The organism is Pseudomonas sp. BO3-4 (assembly GCF_034044115.1).
GTDB classification, from domain to species: domain Bacteria; phylum Pseudomonadota; class Gammaproteobacteria; order Pseudomonadales; family Pseudomonadaceae; genus Aquipseudomonas; species Aquipseudomonas alloputida.
The window spans coordinates 3,205,878-3,228,798 of record NZ_CP139018.1; the positions used below are offsets into that span (position 1 = coordinate 3,205,878).

Annotated in this window: 24 protein-coding genes and 1 pseudogene; 20 read left to right on the forward strand and 5 right to left on the reverse strand. The window is 63.1% G+C overall.

Annotation, left to right across the window (positions count from 1 at the left end):
• The first annotated feature begins 275 nt into the window (after nt 1-275).
• The 15 genes and pseudogenes from paaF to paaZ all read left to right on the forward strand — a co-directional run bounded on the left by paaF (nt 276) and on the right by paaZ (nt 15,767).
• On the forward strand, nt 276-1,049 hold the full coding sequence (gene paaF / locus REH59_RS14935; protein WP_320450317.1) for a 2,3-dehydroadipyl-CoA hydratase PaaF: 774 nt from the start codon (nt 276-278) through the stop codon (nt 1,047-1,049).
• Nucleotides 1,050-1,083: 34 nt separating this feature from the next.
• Nucleotides 1,084-1,875: a 2-(1,2-epoxy-1,2-dihydrophenyl)acetyl-CoA isomerase PaaG gene (gene paaG / locus REH59_RS14940; protein WP_014861995.1), complete on the forward strand. Its 792-nt coding sequence runs from the start codon at nt 1,084-1,086 to the stop codon at nt 1,873-1,875.
• A gap of 2 nt (nt 1,876-1,877) precedes the next feature.
• On the forward strand, nt 1,878-3,395 hold the full coding sequence (gene paaH, locus REH59_RS14945; RefSeq protein ID WP_014861996.1) for a 3-hydroxyacyl-CoA dehydrogenase PaaH: 1,518 nt from the start codon (nt 1,878-1,880) through the stop codon (nt 3,393-3,395).
• On the forward strand, nt 3,388-3,828 hold the full coding sequence (gene paaI, locus REH59_RS14950; RefSeq protein ID WP_012052299.1) for a hydroxyphenylacetyl-CoA thioesterase PaaI: 441 nt from the start codon (nt 3,388-3,390) through the stop codon (nt 3,826-3,828). Before paaH ends, paaI begins: the two co-directional genes overlap by 8 nt.
• A complete protein-coding gene (pcaF, locus tag REH59_RS14955) occupies nt 3,821-5,041 on the forward strand; it encodes a 3-oxoadipyl-CoA thiolase (protein WP_014861997.1) in 1,221 nt (406 codons plus the stop codon). The genes paaI and pcaF overlap by 8 nt, the downstream gene beginning before the upstream one ends.
• Before the next feature lie 121 nt (nt 5,042-5,162).
• Nucleotides 5,163-6,482: a phenylacetate--CoA ligase PaaK gene (gene paaK, locus REH59_RS14960; RefSeq protein ID WP_004374534.1), complete on the forward strand. Its 1,320-nt coding sequence runs from the start codon at nt 5,163-5,165 to the stop codon at nt 6,480-6,482.
• 226 nt (nt 6,483-6,708) lie between these two features.
• Nucleotides 6,709-7,698 (forward strand): 1,2-phenylacetyl-CoA epoxidase subunit PaaA, encoded by a 990-nt coding sequence (gene paaA / locus REH59_RS14965; RefSeq protein WP_004374531.1) that lies wholly within the window; start codon nt 6,709-6,711, stop codon nt 7,696-7,698.
• Between the two features lie 25 nt (nt 7,699-7,723).
• Complete coding sequence (gene paaB / locus REH59_RS14970; protein WP_004374528.1) at nt 7,724-8,005, forward strand: 1,2-phenylacetyl-CoA epoxidase subunit PaaB; 282 nt, start codon at nt 7,724-7,726, stop codon at nt 8,003-8,005.
• An 8-nt stretch (nt 8,006-8,013) separates the two neighbouring features.
• The gene (gene paaC / locus REH59_RS14975; RefSeq protein WP_012052302.1) at nt 8,014-8,772 is read left to right on the forward strand and encodes a 1,2-phenylacetyl-CoA epoxidase subunit PaaC; all 759 of its coding nucleotides are present in this window, start codon (nt 8,014-8,016) and stop codon (nt 8,770-8,772) included.
• On the forward strand, nt 8,759-9,292 hold the full coding sequence (paaD, locus tag REH59_RS14980; RefSeq protein ID WP_014861998.1) for a 1,2-phenylacetyl-CoA epoxidase subunit PaaD: 534 nt from the start codon (nt 8,759-8,761) through the stop codon (nt 9,290-9,292). The genes paaC and paaD overlap by 14 nt, the downstream gene beginning before the upstream one ends.
• Before the next feature lie 15 nt (nt 9,293-9,307).
• Nucleotides 9,308-10,384: a 1,2-phenylacetyl-CoA epoxidase subunit PaaE gene (gene paaE / locus REH59_RS14985; protein WP_014861999.1), complete on the forward strand. Its 1,077-nt coding sequence runs from the start codon at nt 9,308-9,310 to the stop codon at nt 10,382-10,384.
• Nucleotides 10,385-10,535: 151 nt separating this feature from the next.
• Nucleotides 10,536-10,844, forward strand: coding sequence for a DUF485 domain-containing protein (locus REH59_RS14990; RefSeq protein ID WP_004374508.1), 309 nt, complete (start codon nt 10,536-10,538; stop codon nt 10,842-10,844).
• Nucleotides 10,835-12,403 (forward strand): annotated as a pseudogene (locus REH59_RS14995) (cation acetate symporter); the annotation flags it as partial. The gene REH59_RS14990 and the pseudogene REH59_RS14995, both read left to right, overlap by 10 nt.
• Nucleotides 12,404-12,442: 39 nt before the next feature.
• Entirely contained in the window at nt 12,443-13,675 is a 1,233-nt protein-coding gene (locus REH59_RS15000; protein WP_128573894.1) for an OprD family porin, read from the forward strand.
• A 37-nt stretch (nt 13,676-13,712) separates the two neighbouring features.
• On the forward strand, nt 13,713-15,767 hold the full coding sequence (paaZ, locus tag REH59_RS15005) for a phenylacetic acid degradation bifunctional protein PaaZ (RefSeq protein WP_004374496.1): 2,055 nt from the start codon (nt 13,713-13,715) through the stop codon (nt 15,765-15,767).
• Between the two features lie 197 nt (nt 15,768-15,964).
• Here paaZ and REH59_RS15010 read toward each other — a convergent pair whose 3' ends face one another.
• Both REH59_RS15010 and REH59_RS15015 read right to left on the reverse strand, forming a co-directional pair.
• Nucleotides 15,965-16,234, reverse strand: coding sequence for a DUF6555 family protein (locus REH59_RS15010; protein ID WP_004374494.1), 270 nt, complete (start codon nt 16,232-16,234; stop codon nt 15,965-15,967).
• Nucleotides 16,235-16,399: 165 nt separating this feature from the next.
• Nucleotides 16,400-16,609 (reverse strand): general stress protein, encoded by a 210-nt coding sequence (locus REH59_RS15015; RefSeq protein WP_012052306.1) that lies wholly within the window; start codon nt 16,607-16,609, stop codon nt 16,400-16,402.
• Nucleotides 16,610-16,844: 235 nt separating this feature from the next.
• Between REH59_RS15015 and REH59_RS15020 the strand changes: the two genes are divergently transcribed.
• Entirely contained in the window at nt 16,845-17,243 is a 399-nt protein-coding gene (locus REH59_RS15020; RefSeq protein ID WP_004577387.1) for an NUDIX hydrolase, read from the forward strand.
• A gap of 1 nt (nt 17,244) precedes the next feature.
• On the opposite strand, the gene REH59_RS15025 is transcribed toward REH59_RS15020, so the two are convergent.
• Nucleotides 17,245-17,796 (reverse strand): ATP-dependent Clp protease proteolytic subunit, encoded by a 552-nt coding sequence (locus REH59_RS15025; RefSeq protein ID WP_014862002.1) that lies wholly within the window; start codon nt 17,794-17,796, stop codon nt 17,245-17,247.
• Nucleotides 17,797-17,920: 124 nt separating this feature from the next.
• Here REH59_RS15025 and REH59_RS15030 point away from each other — a divergent pair, with 124 nt between their 5' ends.
• From REH59_RS15030 to REH59_RS15045, 4 genes are read left to right on the forward strand one after another with little or no spacing between them, the layout of a single operon-like run.
• On the forward strand, nt 17,921-18,973 hold the full coding sequence (locus REH59_RS15030) for a DUF72 domain-containing protein (protein ID WP_004374486.1): 1,053 nt from the start codon (nt 17,921-17,923) through the stop codon (nt 18,971-18,973).
• Nucleotides 18,970-19,743: an endonuclease/exonuclease/phosphatase family protein gene (locus REH59_RS15035; protein WP_004374485.1), complete on the forward strand. Its 774-nt coding sequence runs from the start codon at nt 18,970-18,972 to the stop codon at nt 19,741-19,743. Before REH59_RS15030 ends, REH59_RS15035 begins: the two co-directional genes overlap by 4 nt.
• Nucleotides 19,740-20,942, forward strand: a complete 1,203-nt coding sequence (clsB, locus tag REH59_RS15040; RefSeq protein ID WP_014862003.1) for a cardiolipin synthase ClsB — start codon at nt 19,740-19,742, stop codon at nt 20,940-20,942. Before REH59_RS15035 ends, clsB begins: the two co-directional genes overlap by 4 nt.
• Nucleotides 20,942-21,895, forward strand: a complete 954-nt coding sequence (locus REH59_RS15045) for a lysylphosphatidylglycerol synthase domain-containing protein (protein ID WP_014862004.1) — start codon at nt 20,942-20,944, stop codon at nt 21,893-21,895. Before clsB ends, REH59_RS15045 begins: the two co-directional genes overlap by 1 nt.
• Nucleotides 21,896-22,188: 293 nt before the next feature.
• On the opposite strand, the gene REH59_RS15050 is transcribed toward REH59_RS15045, so the two are convergent.
• On the reverse strand, nt 22,189-22,413 hold the full coding sequence (locus REH59_RS15050) for a metallothionein (protein ID WP_014862005.1): 225 nt from the start codon (nt 22,411-22,413) through the stop codon (nt 22,189-22,191).
• Nucleotides 22,410-22,874: a hypothetical protein gene (locus REH59_RS15055; protein WP_014862006.1), complete on the reverse strand. Its 465-nt coding sequence runs from the start codon at nt 22,872-22,874 to the stop codon at nt 22,410-22,412. Before REH59_RS15055 ends, REH59_RS15050 begins: the two co-directional genes overlap by 4 nt.
• Nucleotides 22,875-22,921 lie beyond the last annotated feature (47 nt).

Below are 22,921 nucleotides of genomic sequence, written 5' to 3' on the forward strand. Positions count from 1 at the left end.
ATCACTTGTGTTGATTTGATTCTGTCAGGCAAAAACCAGCGTTAAATACCAGAAAATAACGAGATGAACCGATTCTTCTGCAGGCATTGCTCTGCGGCTTTGGCCGCTGGAAAATAAAAAAGAGATACGCGAACACATTTTGAACCTTGCATTGATGTATCACATAGAGCATATACTGACCTCACCTGGTCGTGATCCCGCATTACGCCCCTGCAAACAATTCCAAAAAATGCCGGCCACGCGATGTGCCGAGCGTGCAGCCAGAGGAACCCGACATGCCGCGATATATCGATGTGCAGGCGCCCGAACACGGCGTTCAGCTCATTACCCTGCAACGGCCCGAGGCCTTGAATGCCCTGTGCACCGAGCTACTGGCAGAACTGGCTGCTGCGCTGCAGGCTGCCGGGGACGACGAGCATGTCCGGGCCACAGTGATTACCGGCAGTGCCAAAGCATTCGCCGCAGGCGCCGACATCCGCGAGATGGCCGATCGCGACCTGGTCGGCATCCTCAATGACCCGCGCGTAGCGCATTGGCAAAGCATCGCCGCATTCGCCAAACCGCTGATTGCCGCAGTCAACGGCTATGCCCTGGGTGGCGGCTGCGAACTGGCAATGTGCGCCGACATCGTCATCGCCGGTACCGACGCCCGTTTCGGCCAGCCGGAAATCAACCTTGGCATCATCCCCGGTGCTGGCGGCACCCAGCGCCTGTTACGTGCCGTCGGTAAGCCGTTGGCCATGCAGATGGTGCTGACGGGGGAAGCCATCACTGCCCACCGCGCCCAGCAGGCCGGCCTGGTCAGCGAAATCACCCAGCCCGAACTCACCGTAGAACGCGCCATGCAGATTGCCCGCAGCATCGCCGCCAAAGCGCCGCTGGCCGTGCGCCTGGCCAAGGAGGCGTTACTGAAGGCCGGTGATACCGACCTGGCCAGCGGCCTGCGCTTCGAGCGCCATGCCTTCACCCTGCTGGCGGGCACCGCCGACCGCGACGAAGGCATCCGCGCCTTCCAGGAAAAGCGTCAAGCCCGTTTCCAGGGGCGCTGACCATCATTCTCTCGACTGACGGAGCGAGCCTGTCATGACTTTCCAGCACATCCTGTTTTCCATCGAGGACGGCGTTGCCTTCCTTTCATTGAACCGCCCCGAGCAGCTGAACAGCTTCAATACGGCCATGCATCTGGAGGTGCGCGAAGCGCTCAAGCAAGTGCGCCAAAGCAGTAACGCCCGGGTGCTGCTGCTGACGGCTGAAGGCCGCGGCTTCTGCGCCGGCCAGGACCTGTCCGACCGCAACGTTGCCCCAGGCGCCGAAATGCCTGACCTGGGCCAATCGATCGACAAGTTCTACAACCCGCTGGTGCGCACCCTGCGCGACCTGCCTTTGCCGGTGATCTGTGCGGTCAACGGCGTGGCGGCCGGTGCCGGTGCCAACATTCCCTTGGCCTGCGACCTGGTGCTGGCCGCCCGCTCGGCCAGTTTCATCCAGGCCTTCTGCAAGATCGGCCTGGTGCCGGACTCCGGCGGTACCTGGCTGCTGCCGCGCTTGGTTGGCATGGCCCGGGCCAAGGCGCTGGCCATGCTGGGCGAGCGCCTTGGCGCCGAACAGGCCGAGCAATGGGGGCTGATCCACCGCGTGGTAGATGATGCCGCGCTGCGTGATGAAGCCCTCACCCTAGCCCGCCAGCTCGCCGCCCAGCCCACCTACGGCCTGGCACTGATCAAGCGCAGCCTCAATGCCAGTTTCGACAACGGTTTTGAGGCGCAGCTGGAGCTGGAGCGCGACCTGCAGCGCCTGGCCGGGCGCAGCGAGGACTACCGCGAAGGCGTGAGCGCCTTCATGAACAAACGCACGCCAGCCTTCAAGGGGCGCTGAACATGGGCGCACTCGCAAGCAATGTGCAGGTGGCGGTGATCGGTGCCGGCGCCATGGGCGCCGGTATCGCCCAGGTCGCGGCCCAGGCCGGCCACCCCGTCAAGCTCTACGACAACCGCCCGGGTGCTGCCGCCCAGGCGGTGACGGGTATCGATCGCCAACTGGCCCGGCTGGTGGACAAAGGAACGTTGCTGGCCGCTGAACGCGAAGCGATCAATGCCCGCTTGTGCCCGGTCGATACACTCGACGCTTTGGCAGATGCCGGCCTGGTCATTGAAGCCATCGTCGAAAACCTGCAGGTGAAGCAGGCGTTGTTCGGCCAGCTCGAAACCTTGTGCGCGGCCGACTGTATCCTTGCCAGCAACACTTCGTCACTGTCCATCACAAGCCTCGCGGCTGGCCTTGAACGCCCGCAGCACGTGGTTGGTATGCACTTCTTCAACCCGGCACCGCTGATGGCGCTTGTCGAGGTGGTGTCGGGCCTGGCAACCGACCCGGCAGTGGCCGCACGCATCTACGCCACTGCCCAGGCCTGGGGCAAGCAGCCGGTCCATGCGCGCTCTACACCCGGTTTCATCGTCAACCGGGTAGCGCGGCCGTTCTATGCCGAAAGCCTGCGCCTGCTACAGGAAGGTGCCGCCGACTGCGCCAGCCTGGATGCGCTGATGCGTGACGCGGGTGGCTTCCGCATGGGGGCGTTCGAGCTGACCGACCTGATTGGCCATGACGTCAATTACGCTGTTACCTGTTCCGTATTTGATGCTTTCTATGGCGATTTCCGCTTCCAGCCTTCGCTGGTGCAGAAGGAACTGGTGGACGCCGGCCGCCTGGGGCGCAAGACCGGCCAAGGCTTCTATCGCTATGCCGAAGGCGTCGAGCGCCCGCAGCCGGCCGAACTGCACAGCTTCGCCTGCGCAGAGGCCTGCGTTGTCGAGGGCAACCTGGGGGTGATGCAGCCGCTGGTCGAGCGGCTTCGCCAAAGCGGCATTGCCGTGACCCAACGCGCCGGTAGTGGCTTGATTCAGGTGGGCGATGCCACCCTGGCCCTGTCCGATGGCCGCCTGGCCAGCCAGCGCGCCCGCGAAGACGGCCTTCGCAATCTTGTGCTGCTCGACCTGGCGCTGGACTACAGCAGCGCCACCCGCCTTGCCATCAGTTGGTCCGCCGATACCACTGACAGCGCCCGCGACCAGGCCGTAGCCCTGCTGCAGCGTGCCGGCCTGAAAGTGACCGGTGTCGCCGACCTGCCCGGCCTGGTGGTACTGCGCACCGTGGCAATGCTCGCCAACGAGGCCGCCGATGCGGTGCTTCAGGGCGTCGGCAGCGCCGCCGACATCGACCTGGCCATGCGCGCCGGCGTCAATTACCCCTGCGGCCCGCTGGCCTGGGCGGCGAACATCGGTATTGCCCATACCCTGCGCGTGCTCGACAACCTGCAGCGTAGCTACGGTGAAAGCCGCTATCGCCCTTCCCTGTTGTTGCGTCGCTGCGAAGCCAAAGGAGGCACCCTGCATGACTGAAGTGGAACTGGCACAAGCCTGTGCCGACGCCATGTACGCCCGCGACCCGGCCACTCAGGGCCTGGGCATCAGCCTGCTGGATGCCGGCCCAGGCCGGGCCAGCCTGCGCATGGCGGTACGTGCCGACATGATCCAGGGGCATGGCACCTGCCATGGCGGTTTCCTGTTCGCGTTGGCCGATTCGGCGTTCGCCTTCGCCTGCAATAGCTACGACCAGGCCACGGTGGCGCTGGGCTGCACCATCGACTACCTGGCCCCGGCACTGCGCGATGACGTGCTCACCGCCCACGCCAGCGAAGTCAGCCGCAAAGGCCGCACCGGCCTGTACGACGTGCGCATCGACAACCAGCGTGGTGAGCTGGTGGCGATGTTCCATGGCAAATCCTACAAAGTGCGCGGCACCGTGCTGGCGCAGGAGACGCAAGATGAATGAACCGACCCACGCCGATGCCTTGATCATCGACGCCGTGCGCACCCCCATTGGCCGCTATGCCGGGGCCCTGAGCAGCGTGCGCGCCGACGACCTGGCGGCCATCCCGCTCAAAGCCTTGATCCAGCGTCACCCCGAACTGAACTGGAAAGCCATTGATGACGTTATCTTCGGCTGTGCCAACCAGGCCGGCGAAGATAACCGCAACGTGGCCCACATGGCGAGCCTGCTGGCCGGGCTGCCACTCGAAGTACCAGGGACCACGATCAACCGCCTGTGCGGTTCCGGCCTGGATGCCATCGGCAATGCGGCACGTGCCCTGCGCTGCGGCGAAGCGGGGCTCATGCTGGCCGGTGGTGTGGAGTCCATGTCGCGTGCACCGTTTGTGATGGGTAAGTCGGAGCAGGCATTCGGGCGTGCGGCCGAGCTGTTCGACACCACGATCGGCTGGCGTTTCGTCAACCCGCTGATGAAGGCCGCCTACGGCATCGATTCGATGCCGGAAACGGCTGAAAACGTGGCCGAACAGTTCGGCATCTCGCGCGCCGACCAGGATGCCTTTGCCCTGCGCAGCCAGCACAAAGCCGCAGCAGCTCAGGCCCGCGGCCGCCTGGCGCGGGAAATCGTGCCGGTCGAAATCCCGCAACGCAAAGGCCCAGCCAAAGTGGTCGAGCATGACGAGCACCCGCGCGGCGACACGACCCTGGAGCAGCTGGCTCGGCTCGGGACGCCGTTTCGTGAAGGCGGCAGCGTAACAGCGGGTAATGCCTCCGGCGTGAATGACGGCGCTTGCGCCCTGCTGCTGGCCAACAGCGCCGCGGCCCGCCGCCATGGGCTGAAGGCCCGCGGCCGCATCGTCGGCATGGCGGTGGCCGGGGTTGAGCCCAGGCTGATGGGTATTGGTCCGGTGCCTGCGACCCGCAAGGTGCTGGCGCTCACCGGCCTGGCACTGGCTGACCTGGATGTCATCGAACTCAATGAGGCCTTTGCCGCCCAAGGGCTAGCCGTGTTGCGCGAGCTGGGCCTGGCCGACGACGACCCACGCGTCAACCGCAACGGCGGCGCCATCGCCCTGGGCCATCCACTGGGCATGAGCGGTGCTCGATTGGTGACCACTGCCTTGCACGAGCTTGAAGAAACGGCCGGCCGCTACGCCCTGTGCACCATGTGCATCGGTGTAGGTCAAGGCATCGCCATGATCATCGAGCGCCTCTGAGCGGTTCGGGCCCTGCGCTTGTTACCGAACTGAACGCAGCCGTATATGCTGCCTCCATGACACTCACCGCGTGGCCTGCAACCGCTGGCGCGCGGCGTACAAGAACAATTCGAGTGAAGCCATGAACATGTACCATGATGCCGATCGTGCCCTGCTGGACCCGATGGAAACCGCCAGCGTCGACGCCCTGCGCCAGCACCAGCTGGAGCGTCTGCGTTGGAGCCTGAAGCACGCCTACGACAATGTGCCGCTGTACCGCCAGCGCTTTGCCGAGTGCGGCGCCCACCCCGATGACCTCAAGTGCCTGGAAGATCTGGCGAAGTTCCCCTTCACCGGCAAGAACGACCTGCGCGACAACTACCCCTACGGCATGTTCGCCGTGCCCCAGGAAGAAGTGGTGCGCCTGCATGCCTCCAGTGGCACCACCGGCAAGCCGACGGTGGTCGGCTACACCCAGAACGATATCGACACCTGGGCCAATGTGGTTGCCCGTTCGATTCGTGCGGCCGGCGGGCGCAAAGGTGACAAGGTACATGTGTCCTACGGCTACGGGCTGTTCACCGGCGGGCTCGGCGCGCACTACGGTGCCGAACGCCTGGGCTGCACCGTGATCCCCATGTCCGGTGGCCAGACCGAAAAGCAGGTGCAGCTGATTCGCGACTTCCAGCCCGACATCATCATGGTCACCCCGTCCTACATGCTCAACCTGGCTGATGAAATCGAGCGCCAGGGCATCGACCCCCACCACCTCAAGCTGCGCCTGGGCATTTTTGGTGCCGAGCCGTGGACCGACGAGCTGCGCCGTTCAATTGAGCAGCGCCTGGGCATCAATGCCCTCGATATCTATGGCCTGTCGGAGATCATGGGCCCCGGCGTGGCGATGGAGTGCATCGAGACCAAAGACGGCCCGACCATCTGGGAAGACCACTTCTATCCCGAAATCATCGACCCTGCTACCGGCGAGGTACTGCCGGATGGCCAGCTGGGCGAGCTGGTATTCACCTCGCTGAGCAAAGAGGCGTTGCCGATGGTGCGCTACCGCACCCGTGACCTCACCCGGCTGCTGCCCGGCACCGCTCGGCCAATGCGGCGGATCGGCAAGATCACCGGCCGCAGTGACGACATGCTGATCATTCGCGGGGTCAATGTGTTCCCGACCCAGATCGAGGAACAGGTCCTAAAAATAAAACAGCTTTCAGAGCTGTATGAGATTCATCTGTATCGCAATGGAAACCTGGACAGTGTCCAAGTGCATGTGGAACTGCGCGCAGAGTGCCAGCACCTTGACGAAGGCCAGCGCAAGCTGGTCGTCGGGGAGTTGACCAAACAGATCAAGACTTACATCGGCATCAGCACCCAGGTGCACCTGCAACCCTGCGGCACGCTCAAGCGCTCCGAGGGCAAGGCGTGCCATGTGTTCGACAAACGGTTGGCCAGCTGACCCAATCGGCTGCCATTTCGGCCCCGGCATTGCCCGGGGCCTTTTTTTTGCCTGCGTTCCCTCGGGCACGCGCTGATGCAGGCGCAGCCTTGTGCCGAGAGTGGGCTGCAACAGCCCCTTGGCCGGCAATGTGATACACAAATATTACTTGATACACATAAATGTGTTTGACGTTATGTTTTGTATCGCTTACAAATGACTCATGCCTTAGCAGGAGTCGCAGCACATGTACGCACAGCTAGTGGAAACCGGAGTCAAGCGCGTCAAGACGCTGGAAGAAATGTCCCCCGAGGAACGCAACTTCCAGGAAAAGATCGACGCCGAAATCAAGATCGAAGCCAAGAACTGGATGCCCGAGGCCTACCGCCAGACCCTCATCCGGCAGATCTCCCAGCACGCCCACTCTGAAATCGTCGGCATGCTGCCCGAAGGCAACTGGGTTACCCGTGCCCCAAGCCTCAAGCGCAAACTGCAGCTGATGGCCAAGATTCAGGACGAAGCCGGTCACGGCCTGTACCTGTACAGCGCCATGGAAACCCTGGGGGCTGACCGCGACGAAGAGATCGACAAACTGCACAGCGGCAAGGCCAAGTACTCGAGCATCTTCAACTACCCCACCCTCAGCTGGGCCGACATGGGCGCTGTGGGCTGGCTGGTGGATGGCGCCGCCATCGTCAATCAGGTGGTGCTGCAGCGCACCTCTTACGGCCCCTACTCCCGCGCGATGATCCGTATCTGCAAGGAAGAGAGCTTCCACCAGCGCCAGGGCTACGAAATGCTCCTGACCATGATGCGCCAGGGCACCCAAGCCCAGCGCGACATGGTTCAGGACGCCATCAACCGCCTGTGGTGGCCGGCGCTGATGATGTTCGGCCCGAGCGATGAACACTCGCCCAACAGCGCCCAGTCGATGGCCTGGAAGATCAAGCGCCAGACCAACGACGAACTGCGCCAGCGCTTCATCGACCAGACCGTGCCGCAGCTGGAACTGCTTGGCTGCACTGCGCCTGACCCTGAGCTGAAGTGGAACGCCGAGCGCGGCCACTACGACTTTGGCGAAATCCAGTGGGACGAGTTCTACGAAGTGATCAAGGGCAATGGCCCATGCAACCTGGAACGTGTCGCCACCCGGCGCAAGGCCATCGAGGATGGCGCCTGGGTACGCGAGGCCGCCGTGGCCTATGCGCGCAAGCAACAGAACAAGAACGCCGCCTGAGCGGCGATTGATGCGGAGATCGAAAATGTCTGTCTGGACCCTCTACGAAGTGTTCGTGCGCAGCAAGCACGGCCTTAACCACAAGCATGTCGGCAGCGTGCACGCCGCCGATGCCGCCATGGCCATCGAGAACGCCCGCGAGCTCTACACCCGCCGTAGCGAAGGTGTGAGCCTGTGGGTGGTGCCTTCGGCGCTGATCACCGCCTCCTCCCCCGACGAGAAAGACCCGCTGTTCGCCCCCTCGGACGACAAGGTCTATCGCCATGCCAGCTTCTACGAGCTGCCCGACGAAGTCGGACACATGTGAGGTGGGCCATGCATAAAGAAGCCCTTATCCCCTATCTGCTGTTGCTCGGCGACAGCGCCCTGGTCCAGGGCCAGCGCCTCTGTGAGTGGTGTGGCCGCGCCCCGGCCATCGAGGAAGAGCTGGCCCTGATGAACGTCGGCCTCGATCTGGTCGGCCAGGCCCGCAACTGGCTGGAGTATGCCGCCGAGCTGCTCGACGATGGCCGAGATGCCGATGCCCTGGCGTTCCGCCGTGACGAGCGCGCCTACCGCAACCTGCTGCTGGTCGAGCAACCCAACGGTGATTTTGCCGTGACCATGACCAAGCAGTTCCTTTACGACGCGTGGCACTTCGCTGTGCTGCAGGGGCTGGTCGAGTCCAGCGACGCGCGAATCGCCGGTATTGCCGCCAAGGCCCTGAAGGAAGTCACCTACCACCTGCGCCGGTCCAGCGAATGGGTACAACGTCTGGGCGGTGGTACCGATGCCAGCCGCCAGCGCATGCTCGCCGCTATCCCGGCACTGTGGCGCTTCACCGTCGAACTGACTGCTGCCAGCGACAACGAAGTCCGTCTGGCCGAATGCGGTATCGGTGCCGATCCAGCTACCGTCGGCGCCACCTGGCTGAAGCAGGTCACCGCGACGTTTGCTTCGGTCGAACTGCCGCTGCCCAAGGCCGCCAGCCACTTCTACCTGGATGGCCGCAAAGGCCTGCACACCGAGCATCTGGGCCTGCTGCTGGCCGAAATGCAGTTCCTGCCAAGGGCCTACCCCGATGCAACCTGGTGAACTGATTGCCGGCGACCGCGGCGCACGGGCACAGCAAGGCGACGACCTGGCTCGCGCCTGGGCGGTATTGGGCCAGGTCATGGACCCTGAAGTGCCGGTGGTCAGCGTGGTCGACCTGGGGATCGTGCGCGACGTCGATTGGCGCGCCGGCCACCTGCACCTGGTGGTCACCCCGACCTATTCTGGCTGCCCGGCCACCGAAGTCATCGAAGGGGATATCCGCCAGGCGCTGGAACAGGCCGGTTTCACCACGCCAGACCTGGAGCGCCGGCTGACCCCGGCCTGGAGCACCGACTGGATCAGCGAACTGGGCCGCGAGCGCCTGCGCGCTTATGGCATTGCGCCGCCGCAAGGCAGTGCCAGCAAGCGCAGCCTGCTCGGCGAAGCCCCCCAGGTGTGCTGCCCGCAATGCGGCAGCGCCCATACCGAATTGCTCAGCCAGTTCGGCTCCACGGCCTGCAAAGCGCTGTACCGCTGCCGCGAGTGCCTGGAGCCATTCGACTATTTCAAATGCATTTGAGCCGTGGAGACCACCATGAGCCAGTTTCACAGCCTGACCATCAAGCAAGTGCGCAATGAGACCCGTGATGCGGTATCGATTGCCTTCGATGTGCCCGAGCACCTGCAGGACCAGTTCCGCTTCACTCAGGGCCAGTACCTGGTCATGCGCACCCAGCTGGATAACGAAGAAGTCCGCCGCTCCTACTCCATCTGCAGCGCCGTACAGGACGGCGAACTGCGCGTGGCCGTCAAGCGCGTACCGGGCGGGCGCTTCTCGGCGTTTGCCAATGAGGTGCTCAAGGAAGGCCAGCAGCTGGAAGTGATGCCGCCATCGGGCAGCTTCTTCGTGCCGCTGGACCCGGCTCGCCAGGGCAACTATCTGGGTGTGGCCGCCGGCAGCGGCATCACCCCGATACTGTCGATCATCGCCACTACGCTGGCCAGCGAGCCGCACAGCCGTTTCACCTTGCTGTACGGCAACCGCTCCAGTTCGGGGGCGCTGTTCCGCGACAAGCTCGAAGACCTGAAAAACCGTTACCTCGACCGCTTGAACCTGATTTTCGTGTTCAGCCGCGAACAGCAGGACGTCGACCTGTACAACGGCCGCATCGACGCCGACAAATGCGGCCAGCTGTTTTCGCGCTGGCTGGACGTTGCCGGGCTGGACGCGGCATTCATCTGCGGCCCGCAGGCGATGACCGAGACCGTGCGTGACAGCCTGCAGGCCAACGGCATGGCCAAGGAACGCATTCACTTCGAGCTGTTCGCCGCCGCCGGCAGCGAGGCCCGCCGCGAAGCCCGTGAGGCGGCACGTCAGGTGGATTCGGCGCTTAGCCATATCACCGTGATCAGCGACGGCCGGGCACTGAGCTTCGACCTGCCGCGCAACACCCAGAACGTGCTGGACGCCGGCAACGCCATTGGCGCCGAGCTGCCCTACTCGTGCAAGGCCGGCGTGTGCTCCACCTGCAAGTGCCGGGTGATCGAGGGCGAAGTGGAGATGGACAGCAACCATGCCCTCGAAGACTACGAAGTGGCGGCCGGGTATGTGCTGTCGTGCCAGACGTACCCGGTGAGCGACAAGGTGGTGCTTGACTTCGACCAGCTGTAGCCGAGTCGACTGCTTCGCGGGTAAACCCGCTCCTACAGGGCCTGCGCAAGGCCTTAGGGCGGCATCCTTACCTGCGAAGAGGGCCTAAGCAACAACGCAATACCCCGCGTGACCTCAACACAACAATTACAAAACCAAGAGATCGCTTGCCATGACACCCGAACGCATAGAAAGCATCGCCAACCACCCCGACTTCCAGCACCTGGTGCGGCGCAAGCGCCGCCTCAACGGCAGCCTGACCCTGGCCATGCTGGTGGTCTACTACGGCTTCGTCCTGCTGGTTGCGTTTTCGCCCAGCACCCTCGGCCAGTCCCTCAGCGGCGGCGTGACCACGGTCGGCATGCTGGTGGGCGTGTTGATGGTGCTGCTGTCCTTTGCCCTGACCGGCATCTATGTGCACCGCGCCAACAACGTGCTCGACCCGCTCAACGACAAGGTCAAGCAGGAGTGCGCACAATGAACTGGACCGCCATTTCGATGTTCATGGTGTTTGTCTGCTTCACCCTGCTGGTCACCCGCTGGGCTGCCCTGCGCACCCGCTCGGCCAGTGACTTCTACACCGCCGGCGGCGGCTTGACTGGCATGCAGAACGGCTTGGCAATCGCTGGCGACATGATCAGTGCCGCTTCGTTCCTGGGCATTTCCGCGATGATGTTCATGAACGGCTACGACGGCCTGTTGTATGCCCTTGGTGTCCTGGCGGGCTGGCCGATCATCCTGTTCCTGATTGCCGAGCGCCTGCGCAACCTGGGCAAGTACACCTTTGCCGACGTGGTCAGCTACCGGTTGGCGCAAACCCCAGTGCGCTTGACCTCGGCTTTCGGCACCCTGGTGGTGGCGCTGATGTACCTGGTGGCGCAAATGGTCGGCGCCGGCAAGCTGATCGAGCTGCTGTTCGGCATCAACTACCTCTACGCGGTCATGCTGGTCGGTGTGCTGATGGTTGCCTATGTCACCTTCGGTGGCATGCTCGCCACCACCTGGGTGCAGATCATCAAGGCGGTAATGCTGCTATCAGGCACCAGTTTCATGGCCTTCATGGTGCTCAAGCACTTCGGCTTCAGCACCGAGGCCATGTTTGCCAGTGCGGTGGCCGTGCATGCCAAGGGCCAGGCGATCATGGCCCCAGGCGGCTTGTTGTCCAACCCGGTGGACGCCATTTCCCTCGGTTTGGGCATGATGTTCGGCACCGCTGGCCTGCCGCATATCCTGATGCGCTTCTTCACTGTCAGTGATGCCAAGGAAGCACGCAAGAGCGTGTTCTACGCCACCGGTTTCATTGGTTACTTCTACCTGCTGCTGATCGTTGTCGGCTTTGGCGCCATTGTCATGGTCGGCACTGAGCCGTCCTACCGCGACGCCACTGGCGCCATCATCGGTGGCGGCAACATGGTCGCCGTGCACCTGGCCCAGGCCGTGGGTGGCAACCTGTTCCTGGGCTTCATCTCTGCCGTCGCCTTCGCCACCATTCTGGCTGTGGTCGCCGGCCTGGCGCTGTCCGGGGCATCGGCCGTGTCCCACGACCTGTATGCCTGCGTGATGCGCAAAGGCAAGGCGACCGAGCAAGAGGAAATGCGCGTGTCACGCATTGCCACGTTGCTCATCGGCCTGCTGGCGGTGATCCTGGGCCTGATGTTCGAGTCGCAGAACATTGCCTTCCTTTCCGGCCTGGTGCTGGCGGTGGCCGCTTCGGTCAACTTCCCGGTGCTGCTCCTTTCCATGTTCTGGAAAGGCCTGACCACCCGTGGCGCGGTGTGCGGCAGCATGGCCGGGCTGGTCTCGGCGGTGCTGTTGGTAGTGCTGGGCCCGGCGGTGTGGGTCAACGTGCTGCACAACGAAACGGCGCTGTTCCCCTACAGCAACCCTGCGCTGTTCTCCATGAGCCTGGCCTTCCTCAGTGCCTGGGTGTTCTCGGTTACCGACAGCTCCGAACGTGCCGTTGAAGAGCGTGGTCGCTACCTGGGCCAGTTCATCCGCTCCATGACCGGTATCGGTGCGGCTGGCGCCAGCAAACACTGACTTCAAGGACGAACAGACATGTCGGGTAAAACAACAACAATGAACCGCACACACTTCCTGTCAGCCGCCTGGCTGGCCACCTTCGCCCTGCCGATGCCCGCGCTGGCCGACTTCATCGGCGACAGCCATGCACGCCTGGAGCTGCGCAACCACTACATCAACCGTGATTTTCGCCAGAGCAACGCCCCGCAGGCCAAGGCCGAGGAATGGGGCCAAGGCTTTACCGCCAAGCTGGAGTCGGGTTTTACCGAGGGCCCGGTCGGCTTTGGCGTGGACGCGCTGGGCCAGTTGGGCATCAAGCTCGATTCCAGCCGCGACCGTCGCAACACCGGCCTGCTGCCTTTTGGCCCGAACAGCCACGAACCGGTCGATGACTACAGCGAGCTAGGCCTGACCGGCAAGGTTCGCGTGTCCAAGAGCACCTTGCGGCTGGGCACCTTGCAGCCGATCCTGCCGGTGGTGGTGTACAACGACACCCGCCTGCTGGCGTCCACCTTCCAGGGTGGCTTGCTCACCAGTCAGGACCTCGATGGCCTCACCTTCAATGCCGGACGCCTGACCAAGGCCAACCTGCGTGATTCCTCTGGCCGCGACGACATCGGCTATGGCGCTGCCAGCAGTGACCACCTGGACTTTGGCGGTGGCAGCTACGCCATCACCCCGCAAACCACGGTCAGCTATTACTACGCCAAGCTCCAGGACATCTACCGTCAGCAGTTCGTCGGGCTGATCGACACCCGCCCACTGGCAGAAGGACTGAGCCTGCGCAGTGACCTGCGCTACTTCGACAGCCGCAATGATGGTGCCGAGCGTGCCGGCAACATCGACAACCGTAACTTCAACGCCATGTTCACCCTGGGCGTGCGGGCGCACAAGTTCACCGCCACCTGGCAGCAGATGTCCGGTGACAGCGCCTTCCCGTTCGTCAACGGCGGCGACCCGTTCACCGTCAACCTGGTCACCTACAACACCTTCACCCGCGCCGGGCTGGACTCTTGGCAAGTGCGCTACGACTACGACTTCGTTGCCATGGGCATCCCCGGCCTGAGTTTCATGACCCGCTATACCGACGGTCGCCACGCGGAAACTGCCACCGTGACCAATGGCCGCGAGCGCGAGCGCGACACCGACATCACGTATGTCATCCAGAGTGGCCCGTTCAAGGACGTCAGCCTGCGCTGGCGCAATGTCACCTTCCGCTCCGGCAACGGCCTGACCAACGCCGTGGACGAAAACCGCCTGATCATCGGCTACACCCTGGCGCTGTGGTAACAGCGCCTCTCACATTTTGAACAGCATGGAGAACAGCATGTCTGCCGCCCCTACTCTGCAAAGTTTCATCGCCGGCCGTTGGCTCGGCCAGCACGGCGCCCAGGCCCTGCGCAGCGCCCTCGACGGCCACGTACTGGCCTACAGCCATGAAGAGCGCCCGGACTTCGCCGAAGCTGTGGACTACGCGCGTGCACGCGGTCTTGCCTCGCTGATGGGCATGGATTTCCAACAACGTGCCCAACGCCTCAAAGCCCTGGCCCTGTACCTGGCCGAGCACAAGGAGCAGCTCTACGCCCTGTCGCACCACAGCGGCGCCACCCGGGCCGACAGCTGGATCGACATCGAAGGCGGCAACGCCACGCTGTTCTCCTATGCCGGCATCGGCAGCCGCGAGCTGCCGTCGGGTAACCTGGTGCACGAAGGGCCAGCCATACCGTTGGGCAAGCAAGGCCATTTCGCCGGTAGTCACATCCTGGTGCCACGGGCAGGCGTTGCGGTGCACATCAACGCGTTCAACTTCCCTATCTGGGGCATGCTGGAAAAGTTTGCCCCGACGTTCCTGGCCGGTATGCCCTGCATCGTCAAGCCGGCGACCTCGACCAGCTATTTGACCGAGGCCGTGGTACGCCTGATGAATGCCTCCGGCCTGCTGCCCGAAGGCAGCCTGCAGCTTGTTATCGGCAGCACCGGCGACCTGCTCGACCGCCTGCAGGGGCAGGACGTGGTGACCTTCACCGGGTCCGCCGATACCGCTGCCAAATTGCGCGTGACGCCCAACCTGATTCGCAACTCGGTGCCGTTCACTGCCGAGGCCGACTCGCTCAACTGCGCCATCCTCGGCCCGGACGTGACACCGGACAGCGAAGAGTTTGACCTGTACATCAAGGAAGTGGTGCGTGAAATGACCACTAAAGCCGGGCAGAAGTGTACCGCCATCCGCCGCGCGATCGTCCCGGCCAGGCACCTGGATGCCGTTGCCACGCGCCTGCGCGAGCGCCTGAGCAAGGTCGTGGTTGGCGACCCGTCGCTTGAAGGTGTGCGCATGGGGGCCCTGGCCTCCCATGACCAGCAGCGCGACGTTGGCGAGCGGGTGCGCAGCCTGCTGCAGAGTTGTGATCAGCTGTTCGGCGCCAGCGATGGCTTTGCCCCGCGTGGCGAAGGCGTGGCTGAAGGCGCGTTCTTTGCGCCAACCTTGTTGCAGGCCCGCGACCCACATGCCGAGGGCGGCGCCCACGATATCGAAGCGTTCGGCCCGGTCAGTACGCTGATGGCCTATGACGACCTCGACGAAGCCTTGGCACTGGCTGCCCGTGGCAAAGGCAGCCTGGTGGCGACCCTGGTCACCGCCGACCGCAGCGTGGCCGCCAAGGCTATCCCGGTGGCGGCTGCCTGGCATGGCCGTCTGCTGGTGCTCGATAGCCAGGCTGCCAAGGAGTCCACTGGGCACGGCTCGCCGCTGCCGCAGCTCAAGCACGGTGGCCCGGGCCGCGCCGGTGGTGGTGAAGAGCTGGGTGGCCTGCGTGCGGTCAAGCATTACCTGCAGCGCGCCGCCGTACAAGGCTCGCCGAGCATGCTCACGGCGGTCACCGGCGAGTACGTGCGCGGCGGCGAAGTTATCGAAACCGACGTGCACCCGTTCCGTCGCTACTTCGAGCAGCTGCGTATCGGCGAGTCGCTGCTCACCCATCGCCGCACCGTGACAGAAGCTGACCTGGTCAATTTCGGCTGCCTGTCAGGCGACCATTTCTACATGCACTTCGACGAAATCGCCGCCAAGGCGTCGCAATTCGGTAAGCGCATTGCCCACGGTTACTTCGTACTGTCGGCAGCGGCCGGGCTGTTTGTGTCGCCCGGTGCCGGACCGGTGCTGGCCAACTATGGGCTGGACACCCTGCGCTTCATCAACCCGGTGGGCATTGGCGATACCATCCAGGCGCGCCTGACCTGCAAGCGCAAGATCGACCAAGGCAAGACCAGCCCGCTGGGGCAGCCGCAGGGGGTGGTGGCGTGGGATGTGGAGGTGACCAATCAGCTGGGTGAGTTGGTGGCCAGCTATGACATCCTGACCTTGGTGCTGAAAAAACCAGAATGAGGGGTTGAAGCTACTGGCCTCCTCTCGGGCAAGCCGCCTCTGATCGGTAATGCCCAGTGCCCTTTGTAGGAGCGGGTTCACCCGCGAAGAGGCCGGTAGCTGCTCAAGCCGCTTAAGGACAGTTCACGGTATCTACGTACCCTATAGGAGCGGGCATCTCCGCTCCTGCAGTTTCTTTACCGGTTGCACGCGAGCTATTAGACCATCGCCGCCGGATCGCCCACCGACTGGTTAGGCTTGCTCCCCGAAATCCGCCAGCTCACGGCGGTAATGCCGTAACGCTCGGCCATCGGCCGACTGACCTTCCTGATTTTCTCGCGACCGAACTTGGGAATGATGCCGATGCCCGCATCACAACTTGCCCAATGCCAGGCCTCGGCATTGTCCAGGCGTTCCAGGCGAATGATGAAACTGCGCGGCTGGTCATGCAGTTTGTAATCGATTATGTACAACTGTGGGCTAGGCATCGCAGGGGGCCTCCTCTTCTCCATGGATGACATTTTGATTGATCGGGCGGTGGCCAGAAGATTCAAAATTTTGTCTAACAAAATGTCATGGCGCGATTCCGGGGCGGCTACCCCGAAATCGCTGCTGGGCACCTGTGGGGAGTTGCCGTTCAGCGAAAGCCCCACTCACTGGCTGCGGCCTGCGCCGTGGCTGTTGCGTCCCCCCTTGCGTCCGGCTTCCGACGCCCGTTGGCGGTCGTTGGCAAAGTTGCCGCCAGATGCCTGGCCACCCTTGTGGCCAGCGCGCGATGCCCTCTCGCGGTCATTGGCAAAGTTACCTGGGTTGGTTTCCTTGGTGCCGCCGCGCTGGCGGGTTCGCTCTTGGTCCTGCGCCATGTCGTTTCTCCTTGCGATGGATTGGCTGATCGCATGAATCGGTGCCATGCCTAACTTCCGAGCCCCCGATTTGTCGCTGTGCTCAATGGTTTTACGATCAGCTGACCGGTGGCATGAAAAACAGGCAGGCAAGCTGTTTGCGTGCTGGAAGTGACCGTTCGTCAGCTTCAACGCAACGTTTATTGCCATCCAGGGCCGAAACTTCATGCAATAAAGGAATCGCCCAGGAGCCGGAATGAAACCAGTCAAGCATCGCGCCACCATCATTTGCCGGCATGGCAAGCAGCGCCATAAGTGGTTGTGGGTGAGAAAGCCCAAGGCGCCTTGGACCCTTCCAGGCGGCAAGATCGAGCCCGGCGAGACGCCGATGCAGGCCGCGCAGCGGGAGTTGCTGGAAGAGACTGGGCTACAGGCTGAATCGCTGGTTTTGTTGATGCGCCACGAAACGCCAGAGCGTGTGCATTACGTGTTCGCAGCGGAGTTTGCCGACGCACCGCAGCCCAAGGCCCGGCACGAAATTGCCGACTGCCGCTTTGCCCACCTGGATCAGGTGGCTGTGGTGAAGGGCGAGATCAAGGCCCTGATCCGCTCCTTGCTGGCCTGTGACGCGGGCACGGCGGCGTCCGTTCGGTAAGCTAGGCGTGCACACTCCACTGAACGGCGTCTGACGCGATCGGCATCTCGTCGATGGCATGGATCATTCCGTTTTCCAGCGCCTCCCGCGGCGCCAGAATCCTTGGATAGGCCATTAGATAGCGCGGTACATCCAGGACCTCGGCCGCGCCTTTGGTGCGCTCGGCCACGATCTGCGCATACAGGCGCAGGTCGTAATCCAGGCTCATCGCATACTCGGACATCCGCGAATGGTCCACCGAACCATGCAAGGTCCAATGAAACGGGTGGAAAAGAAACTTGCTGAAACTGCAAGCCGTGCGTCGCGCTCCGGCAAGGAAGAGGATATTGCCCATGGATTCCACCGTACCCAGGTTGTGGGTATGCACCTCTACGGGTAACCCCCGCAGAAAGTTGTACAGGGTAAAGCCATAGCTGCATTCGCCGCCCATGGTGGCGATGTTCAGTTGCAGAAGCTCGGCACCCTGTTGCAATGCCCGTGAGCAGGTCGTGATCAGGTTGCCGCAGGTAGACGAATTGATCGGCCCGGTGAAGTGGATGATATGTCTGGCCATGCTTGCCTCCGCGGGTGGCAGGTCATTGCTTGTGCTTTTGCACATCGTTGCCCAGCCCGGCCATCTGGCAGTGGGAGAAAGGCTCGAATGTCATCCGGGCACCCTGCCAGGAAACGGGTATGCGGTGGAGACGCCAGCTGCCGCAAAGTTCAACTCGGCGTCAGCATTTCCGTTGGTCAAGCGTTGTGAACCCTCGCCGGCCTTTGCCGGTCGCACTTTCAGAGCGACCGAACAAGGAACCGGCAGTGAGGACGGCAGCGTGAGCGATATTCGCATCGGTATCTCCGGGTGGCGCTATGGCCCCTGGCGCAAGGACTTCTACCCCAAAGGCCTGAGACAGGACGATGAACTGGCATTCGCTTCACGGGCGGTGAACAGCATCGAGATCAATGGCTCGTTCTACAGCCTGCAAACGCCCGAGCGCTATCTGGGCTGGCGTGAAGAAACGCCGGACGGCTTCGTGTTCGCGGTCAAGGGGCCGCGTTATATCACCCATGTGCGGCGGCTGAAGGACATCGAAGAGCCAGTGGCCAATTTTTTCGCCTCCGGGCCGCTGCTGTTGGGCGAAAAGCTCGGGCCGTTCCTGTGGCAGTTCCCTCCCAACATGAAGTTCGATGAAGACCGTTTTGCCCGATTTCTGGCGCTGCTGCCACACACCCGCAAAGCGGCCCTTGAACGCGCCCAAGGCTGCGCCGAGCGCCTGAAGGGTAATGGCAGCCTTGCTATTAAGGGCAATGCTCGCTTGCGTCACGCCGTGGAAATCCGCCACGAGAGTTTCCTCTGCGAAGCCTTCATCAAGCTGTTACGCAAGCATCGCGTGGCGCTGGTAGTGGCCGACAGCGCCGGCAAATGGCCCTGTGTCGAAGATGTGACCGCCGACTTCGTCTACATGCGCCTGCACGGGGATGTGGAGCTTTACAGCAGCGGATATACCGCACGCGCGCTGCGGCGCTGGAAGCAGCGTATCCAACAATGGAGTGAAGGTAAGCAGGCGGACGATGCCCGCCTGATCGTGCCGGGGCCGCCGCCTCGGTGTGCGGCACGGGATGTGTACTGCTACTTCGACAATGACCAGAAGGTTCACGCGCCATACGACGCCAGGCGCTTGCTGGAAAAGCTGTCCTTGGACCATGAGCTGATGACCGAGCCAGGCGTGGTGCCGGAGGTGGCCTTGTGAACAAGCCCCTGCCCGCCCCACGCTGCATCATCGACAAGGTGACCGCTGTACGCCGGCTCAATGTGTTGACGCTGAACGTGCACAAAGGCTTCACCTTCTTCAACCGTCGCTTCATCTTGCCCGAGTTGCGCGAGGCTGTTCGTGCCACCGGCGCCGACCTGGTGTTCTTGCAAGAGGTGCACGGCAGTCACCAGCAGCACGCCTTGCGCCACCCTGCCTGGCCCGAAACACCGCAGTACGAGTTTCTGGCCGACAGCATGTGGCCGCAGTTCGCCTATGGCCGCAATGCGGTGTATCCCCATGGCGACCACGGCAACGCGCTGTTGTCGAAATTCCCCATCAGCCGCTTCAACAACCTGGATGTGTCGGTGCAGGGCAATGAACAACGTGGCCTGCTACATTGCCAGCTGGAGGTGCCGGGCCATGACGAGGTGCATGCGGTATGCGTACACCTGGGCCTGCGCGAAGCACACCGGCAGCGCCAGGTGAAGCTGATGCTGGACCTGCTGGCCAGCCTGCCGCCCAACGCGCCGGTCATCATCGCCGGCGATTTCAACGACTGGCGGTTGAAGGCGGACGCGGTGCTCAGCGAACACCTGACAGAAGCCTTCGGCACCCCGGCGCGCAGTTTTCCCGCGCGCCTGCCGTTGTTGCGCCTGGACCGCATCTACTTGCGAAACGCGATGCCGGGCGCGGCCCAGGTGCTGTCCAAATACCCGTGGTCGCATTTGTCCGACCACGTACCACTGGCTGCGGAGATCAACCTGTGAACCGACCTTGGGTAGATGGCAACAGTGTGCAGTTGCTGATCAATGGCGAGCAGTACTACCCCCGCGTGTTCGAGGCCATGGCCCAGGCGCGGGAAGAAATATTGCTGGAAACCTTCATCATCTTCGACGACAAAGTGGGCAAGCAATTGCAGCAGGTGTTGATCGAGGCGGCCCGGCGCGGTGTGCGCGTGGAAGTGGCCGCGGATGGCTACGGCACAGCCGAGCTGCCGGCTGAGTTCATTTCAGCGATGACCGACGCGGGTGTAAGCTTTCATGCGTTCGATCCACAGCCCCTGTTGTTGGGCATGCGCACCAACCTGTTTCGCCGTTTGCACCGCAAGATCGTGGTGGTCGATGGTGAACGGGCCTTCATCGGCGGTATCAACTACAGCGCCGACCATTTAGGCGACTTTGGTGCCATGGCCAAGCAGGACTATGCCGTGGAGGTCACTGGGCCGGTCGTGGCGCAGGTACATGCAGCCAGTAAGCGCCTGATGTCTCCCGTGCTGCAGCCCCCCAGTGCAGTACGCCCGGTTACCGAGCCCGCCGGAAGCAGCAGTGCGGTGTTGATCGAGCGTGACAACGGCATGCGCAGCACCGATATCGAGGCACACTACCTTCAGGCGTTTCGTAAAGCCCGGCAACGCATTGTGGTCGCCAATGCGTATTTCTTTCCAGGCTACCGACTGATGCGTGAGCTGCGCAACGCGGCCCGGCGTGGCGTGGAGGTTCGGTTGATCTTGCAGGGCCAGCCCGACATGCGCTGGGTCCGTGCATTGTCGCGCCTGCTGTACAACTACCTGCTGCGCGACGGGGTGAAGATCCATGAGTACTGCCAGCGGCCGTTGCACGGCAAGGTGGCACTGGTGGACGACCAATGGGCCACCGTCGGCTCCAGCAACCTCGACCCCCTCAGCCTGTCGTTCAACCTGGAGGCCAACCTGTTCATTCGTGATCGGGCCTTCAACCAGCAACTGCACCAGCATCTGCAGGCACTGGCCAGCGAGCAATGCAAACCGGTCACCTTGGAGCGCATGATTCGCGGCTACTGGTGGCGAGCACCGTTGATCTTCGTGTGCTTCCACGTGATCCGCCACTTCCCGCGCATTGCGGGCTGGTTCCCAGCGCACCGGCAGCGTTTGCGCTCGGTGCAGCCGGAAGCCGAACCTCATGGCAACTTGCACGAGGGCAACTCCTGATGGCGCGCAAAAGCTGGCAAACGTGGGGCAAACGTCTGCTCACACTCGCGTTTCTGATCCTGATCCCTGTGCTGTTGTACCTGCTGGCGCGCAACCTGGACTGGAACGAAGTGCGCCAGTCTTTGCTGGCCTACAAGCCTGGCACCCTTGCCATCGGCTTGGCGATCGCGTTGAGCAGCTACCTCGCGTTCGCCAGTTACGACCTGCTGGCCCGGGCTTACACCGGCCATACGCTACCTGCCCGGCAGGTATTGCCCGTCGCGTTCGTGTGCTACGCGTTCAACCTCAATTTCACGACCTGGGTAGGCGGGGTTGCCTTGCGCTACCGACTCTATGGTCGACTGGGCCTGGATACCGCGACCATTACGCGAATCCTCACCTTGGGGCTGTTGACCAACTGGATGGGCTATATGCTGCTGGCCGGCACCGTATTTGCCCTGGGCCTGGTCGAGATGCCCGGCAACTGGGCGGTGGGCACTACAGGCCTGCGCCTGATCGGCCTGCTGTTGCTGGCGATTGCAGGCGGCTACCTGCTGGCCTGTGGTTTTGCCAAGAAGCGCACCTGGCGCTGGCGCGACCACGAAGTGACCCTGCCCTCGCTGCGTCTGGCGCTGTGCCAGGTGGCGCTGGGTGCCAGCAACTGGGCACTGATGGCCCTGCTGATCTTCTGGTTGCTGCCGGGTGAAGCGTTCTACCCATCGATTCTCGGCATCCTGCTGATCAGTTGCGTGGCCGGTGTGGTGGCGCATATTCCTGCGGGGCTGGGCGTGCTGGAAGCGGTGTTTCTGGCCCTGCTGCACGGGCAGATGGCCCAGGGCACGCTGGTGGCTGCCCTGCTCGGCTACCGCACGTTGTACTACCTGATTCCGCTGCTGTTGGCGGTGGTGACCTACCTGATCCTGGAAAAGCGCGCCAAAGCCATGCGCCGGCGCGACAAGCCTGCTCAGACCTGAAAGGGGCCGTGTGCGCTGGAGCTGGCTGCGTGGCACCGGCTTTGCCGGTGTTCGCGGGTGAACCCGCTCCTACGGGGGGGCGCGCCAAGAAACCAACCCGGCGCAAGACATGCGCCGTAAATGTAGGAGCGGGTTTACCCGCGAAGCAGGCAGCACGTTGCATGGCACCGGCTTTGCCGGTGTTCGCGGGTGAACCCGCTCCTACGGGGGGCGCGCCAAGAAACCAACCCCGCGCAACACCCGAGGCCCAAAGAACTGGGCGATCGGGTGAAAGGGCTGCCCGCCTACTGGCTTCAGGGTGAAATCGGATCACTCGCTGGAAAGGTTTCATCCAGCGCATTGTCTACCGCGCTCTCGCCGGGCTTATCACCACAATGGCAGTCCTGCATCCGGCATGGCTCACCCTTGCGGTGGCCGCTGGCGCAGGCCTCGCAGCAATAGGCCTTGCCGTCGCGTTGCAAGGCATTGGCATCCACCGTGCAGGAGCAGTGCGTGCAGGCGCAGCGTTGTTCGTTCATGGCTTGCTCTCCTCGTCGTCTATCACATCATCGGTCCAGGGCACCCCATCCAGCGGAGCGGATCGGGCCAATTCGGCCTCGTCCAGGCCAATGCCGCCACCGATCTCATCGGCATCCACCTCGCGCAGACGCTGGTCTGCCGGGCCGTCACTGCCGCCCGGTTCGTGAGGGTCGCGGGCACCGGTTTCGTCCAGCAGGGTGTCCGGGCTCAAATCGTCGTAGGTGACATTGTCCTCATGCAGGCTGTCACTCAGCGTTTCGCCGCCGGTCATGCCACTGTGTGCCACGCGCTGGGGTGGGAACTCACGGGCGATCTCGGCGGCGGGTCGTTCGTCGCCCACACGCCCTTCGCGCTCATCCAGGCGTTCATCGAAATCCAGCTCATGCACGCTGCCCATGCGGTCTTCGGTGTCATCGATTTCGGTGGGGGTGTATGGCTTAGGTGCATCGGGTCGGGTCATGTGCGTTCTCCATCAGGTGGCTTCATTCGGTCGACTGCACCCGCTCA

Excerpts from the sequence above, each read along its gene's own strand:
- paaF (WP_320450317.1), top strand. The coding sequence starts at position 276 with ATGCCGCGATATATCGATGTGCAGGCGCCCGAACACGGCGTTCAGCTC.
- paaG (WP_014861995.1), top strand. The coding sequence starts at position 1,084 with ATGACTTTCCAGCACATCCTGTTTTCCATCGAGGACGGCGTTGCCTTC.
- paaH (WP_014861996.1), top strand. The coding sequence starts at position 1,878 with ATGGGCGCACTCGCAAGCAATGTGCAGGTGGCGGTGATCGGTGCCGGC.
- paaI (WP_012052299.1), top strand. The coding sequence starts at position 3,388 with ATGACTGAAGTGGAACTGGCACAAGCCTGTGCCGACGCCATGTACGCC.
- pcaF (WP_014861997.1), top strand. The coding sequence starts at position 3,821 with ATGAATGAACCGACCCACGCCGATGCCTTGATCATCGACGCCGTGCGC.
- paaK (WP_004374534.1), top strand. The coding sequence starts at position 5,163 with ATGAACATGTACCATGATGCCGATCGTGCCCTGCTGGACCCGATGGAA.
- paaA (WP_004374531.1), top strand. The coding sequence starts at position 6,709 with ATGTACGCACAGCTAGTGGAAACCGGAGTCAAGCGCGTCAAGACGCTG.
- paaB (WP_004374528.1), top strand. The coding sequence starts at position 7,724 with ATGTCTGTCTGGACCCTCTACGAAGTGTTCGTGCGCAGCAAGCACGGC.
- paaC (WP_012052302.1), top strand. The coding sequence starts at position 8,014 with ATGCATAAAGAAGCCCTTATCCCCTATCTGCTGTTGCTCGGCGACAGC.
- paaD (WP_014861998.1), top strand. The coding sequence starts at position 8,759 with ATGCAACCTGGTGAACTGATTGCCGGCGACCGCGGCGCACGGGCACAG.
- paaE (WP_014861999.1), top strand. The coding sequence starts at position 9,308 with ATGAGCCAGTTTCACAGCCTGACCATCAAGCAAGTGCGCAATGAGACC.
- REH59_RS14990 (WP_004374508.1), top strand. The coding sequence starts at position 10,536 with ATGACACCCGAACGCATAGAAAGCATCGCCAACCACCCCGACTTCCAG.
- REH59_RS15000 (WP_128573894.1), top strand. The coding sequence starts at position 12,443 with ATGAACCGCACACACTTCCTGTCAGCCGCCTGGCTGGCCACCTTCGCC.
- paaZ (WP_004374496.1), top strand. The coding sequence starts at position 13,713 with ATGTCTGCCGCCCCTACTCTGCAAAGTTTCATCGCCGGCCGTTGGCTC.
- REH59_RS15010 (WP_004374494.1), bottom strand. The coding sequence starts at position 16,234 with ATGCCTAGCCCACAGTTGTACATAATCGATTACAAACTGCATGACCAG.
- REH59_RS15015 (WP_012052306.1), bottom strand. The coding sequence starts at position 16,609 with ATGGCGCAGGACCAAGAGCGAACCCGCCAGCGCGGCGGCACCAAGGAA.
- REH59_RS15020 (WP_004577387.1), top strand. The coding sequence starts at position 16,845 with ATGAAACCAGTCAAGCATCGCGCCACCATCATTTGCCGGCATGGCAAG.
- REH59_RS15025 (WP_014862002.1), bottom strand. The coding sequence starts at position 17,796 with ATGGCCAGACATATCATCCACTTCACCGGGCCGATCAATTCGTCTACC.
- REH59_RS15045 (WP_014862004.1), top strand. The coding sequence starts at position 20,942 with ATGGCGCGCAAAAGCTGGCAAACGTGGGGCAAACGTCTGCTCACACTC.
- REH59_RS15050 (WP_014862005.1), bottom strand. The coding sequence starts at position 22,413 with ATGAACGAACAACGCTGCGCCTGCACGCACTGCTCCTGCACGGTGGAT.
- REH59_RS15055 (WP_014862006.1), bottom strand. The coding sequence starts at position 22,874 with ATGACCCGACCCGATGCACCTAAGCCATACACCCCCACCGAAATCGAT.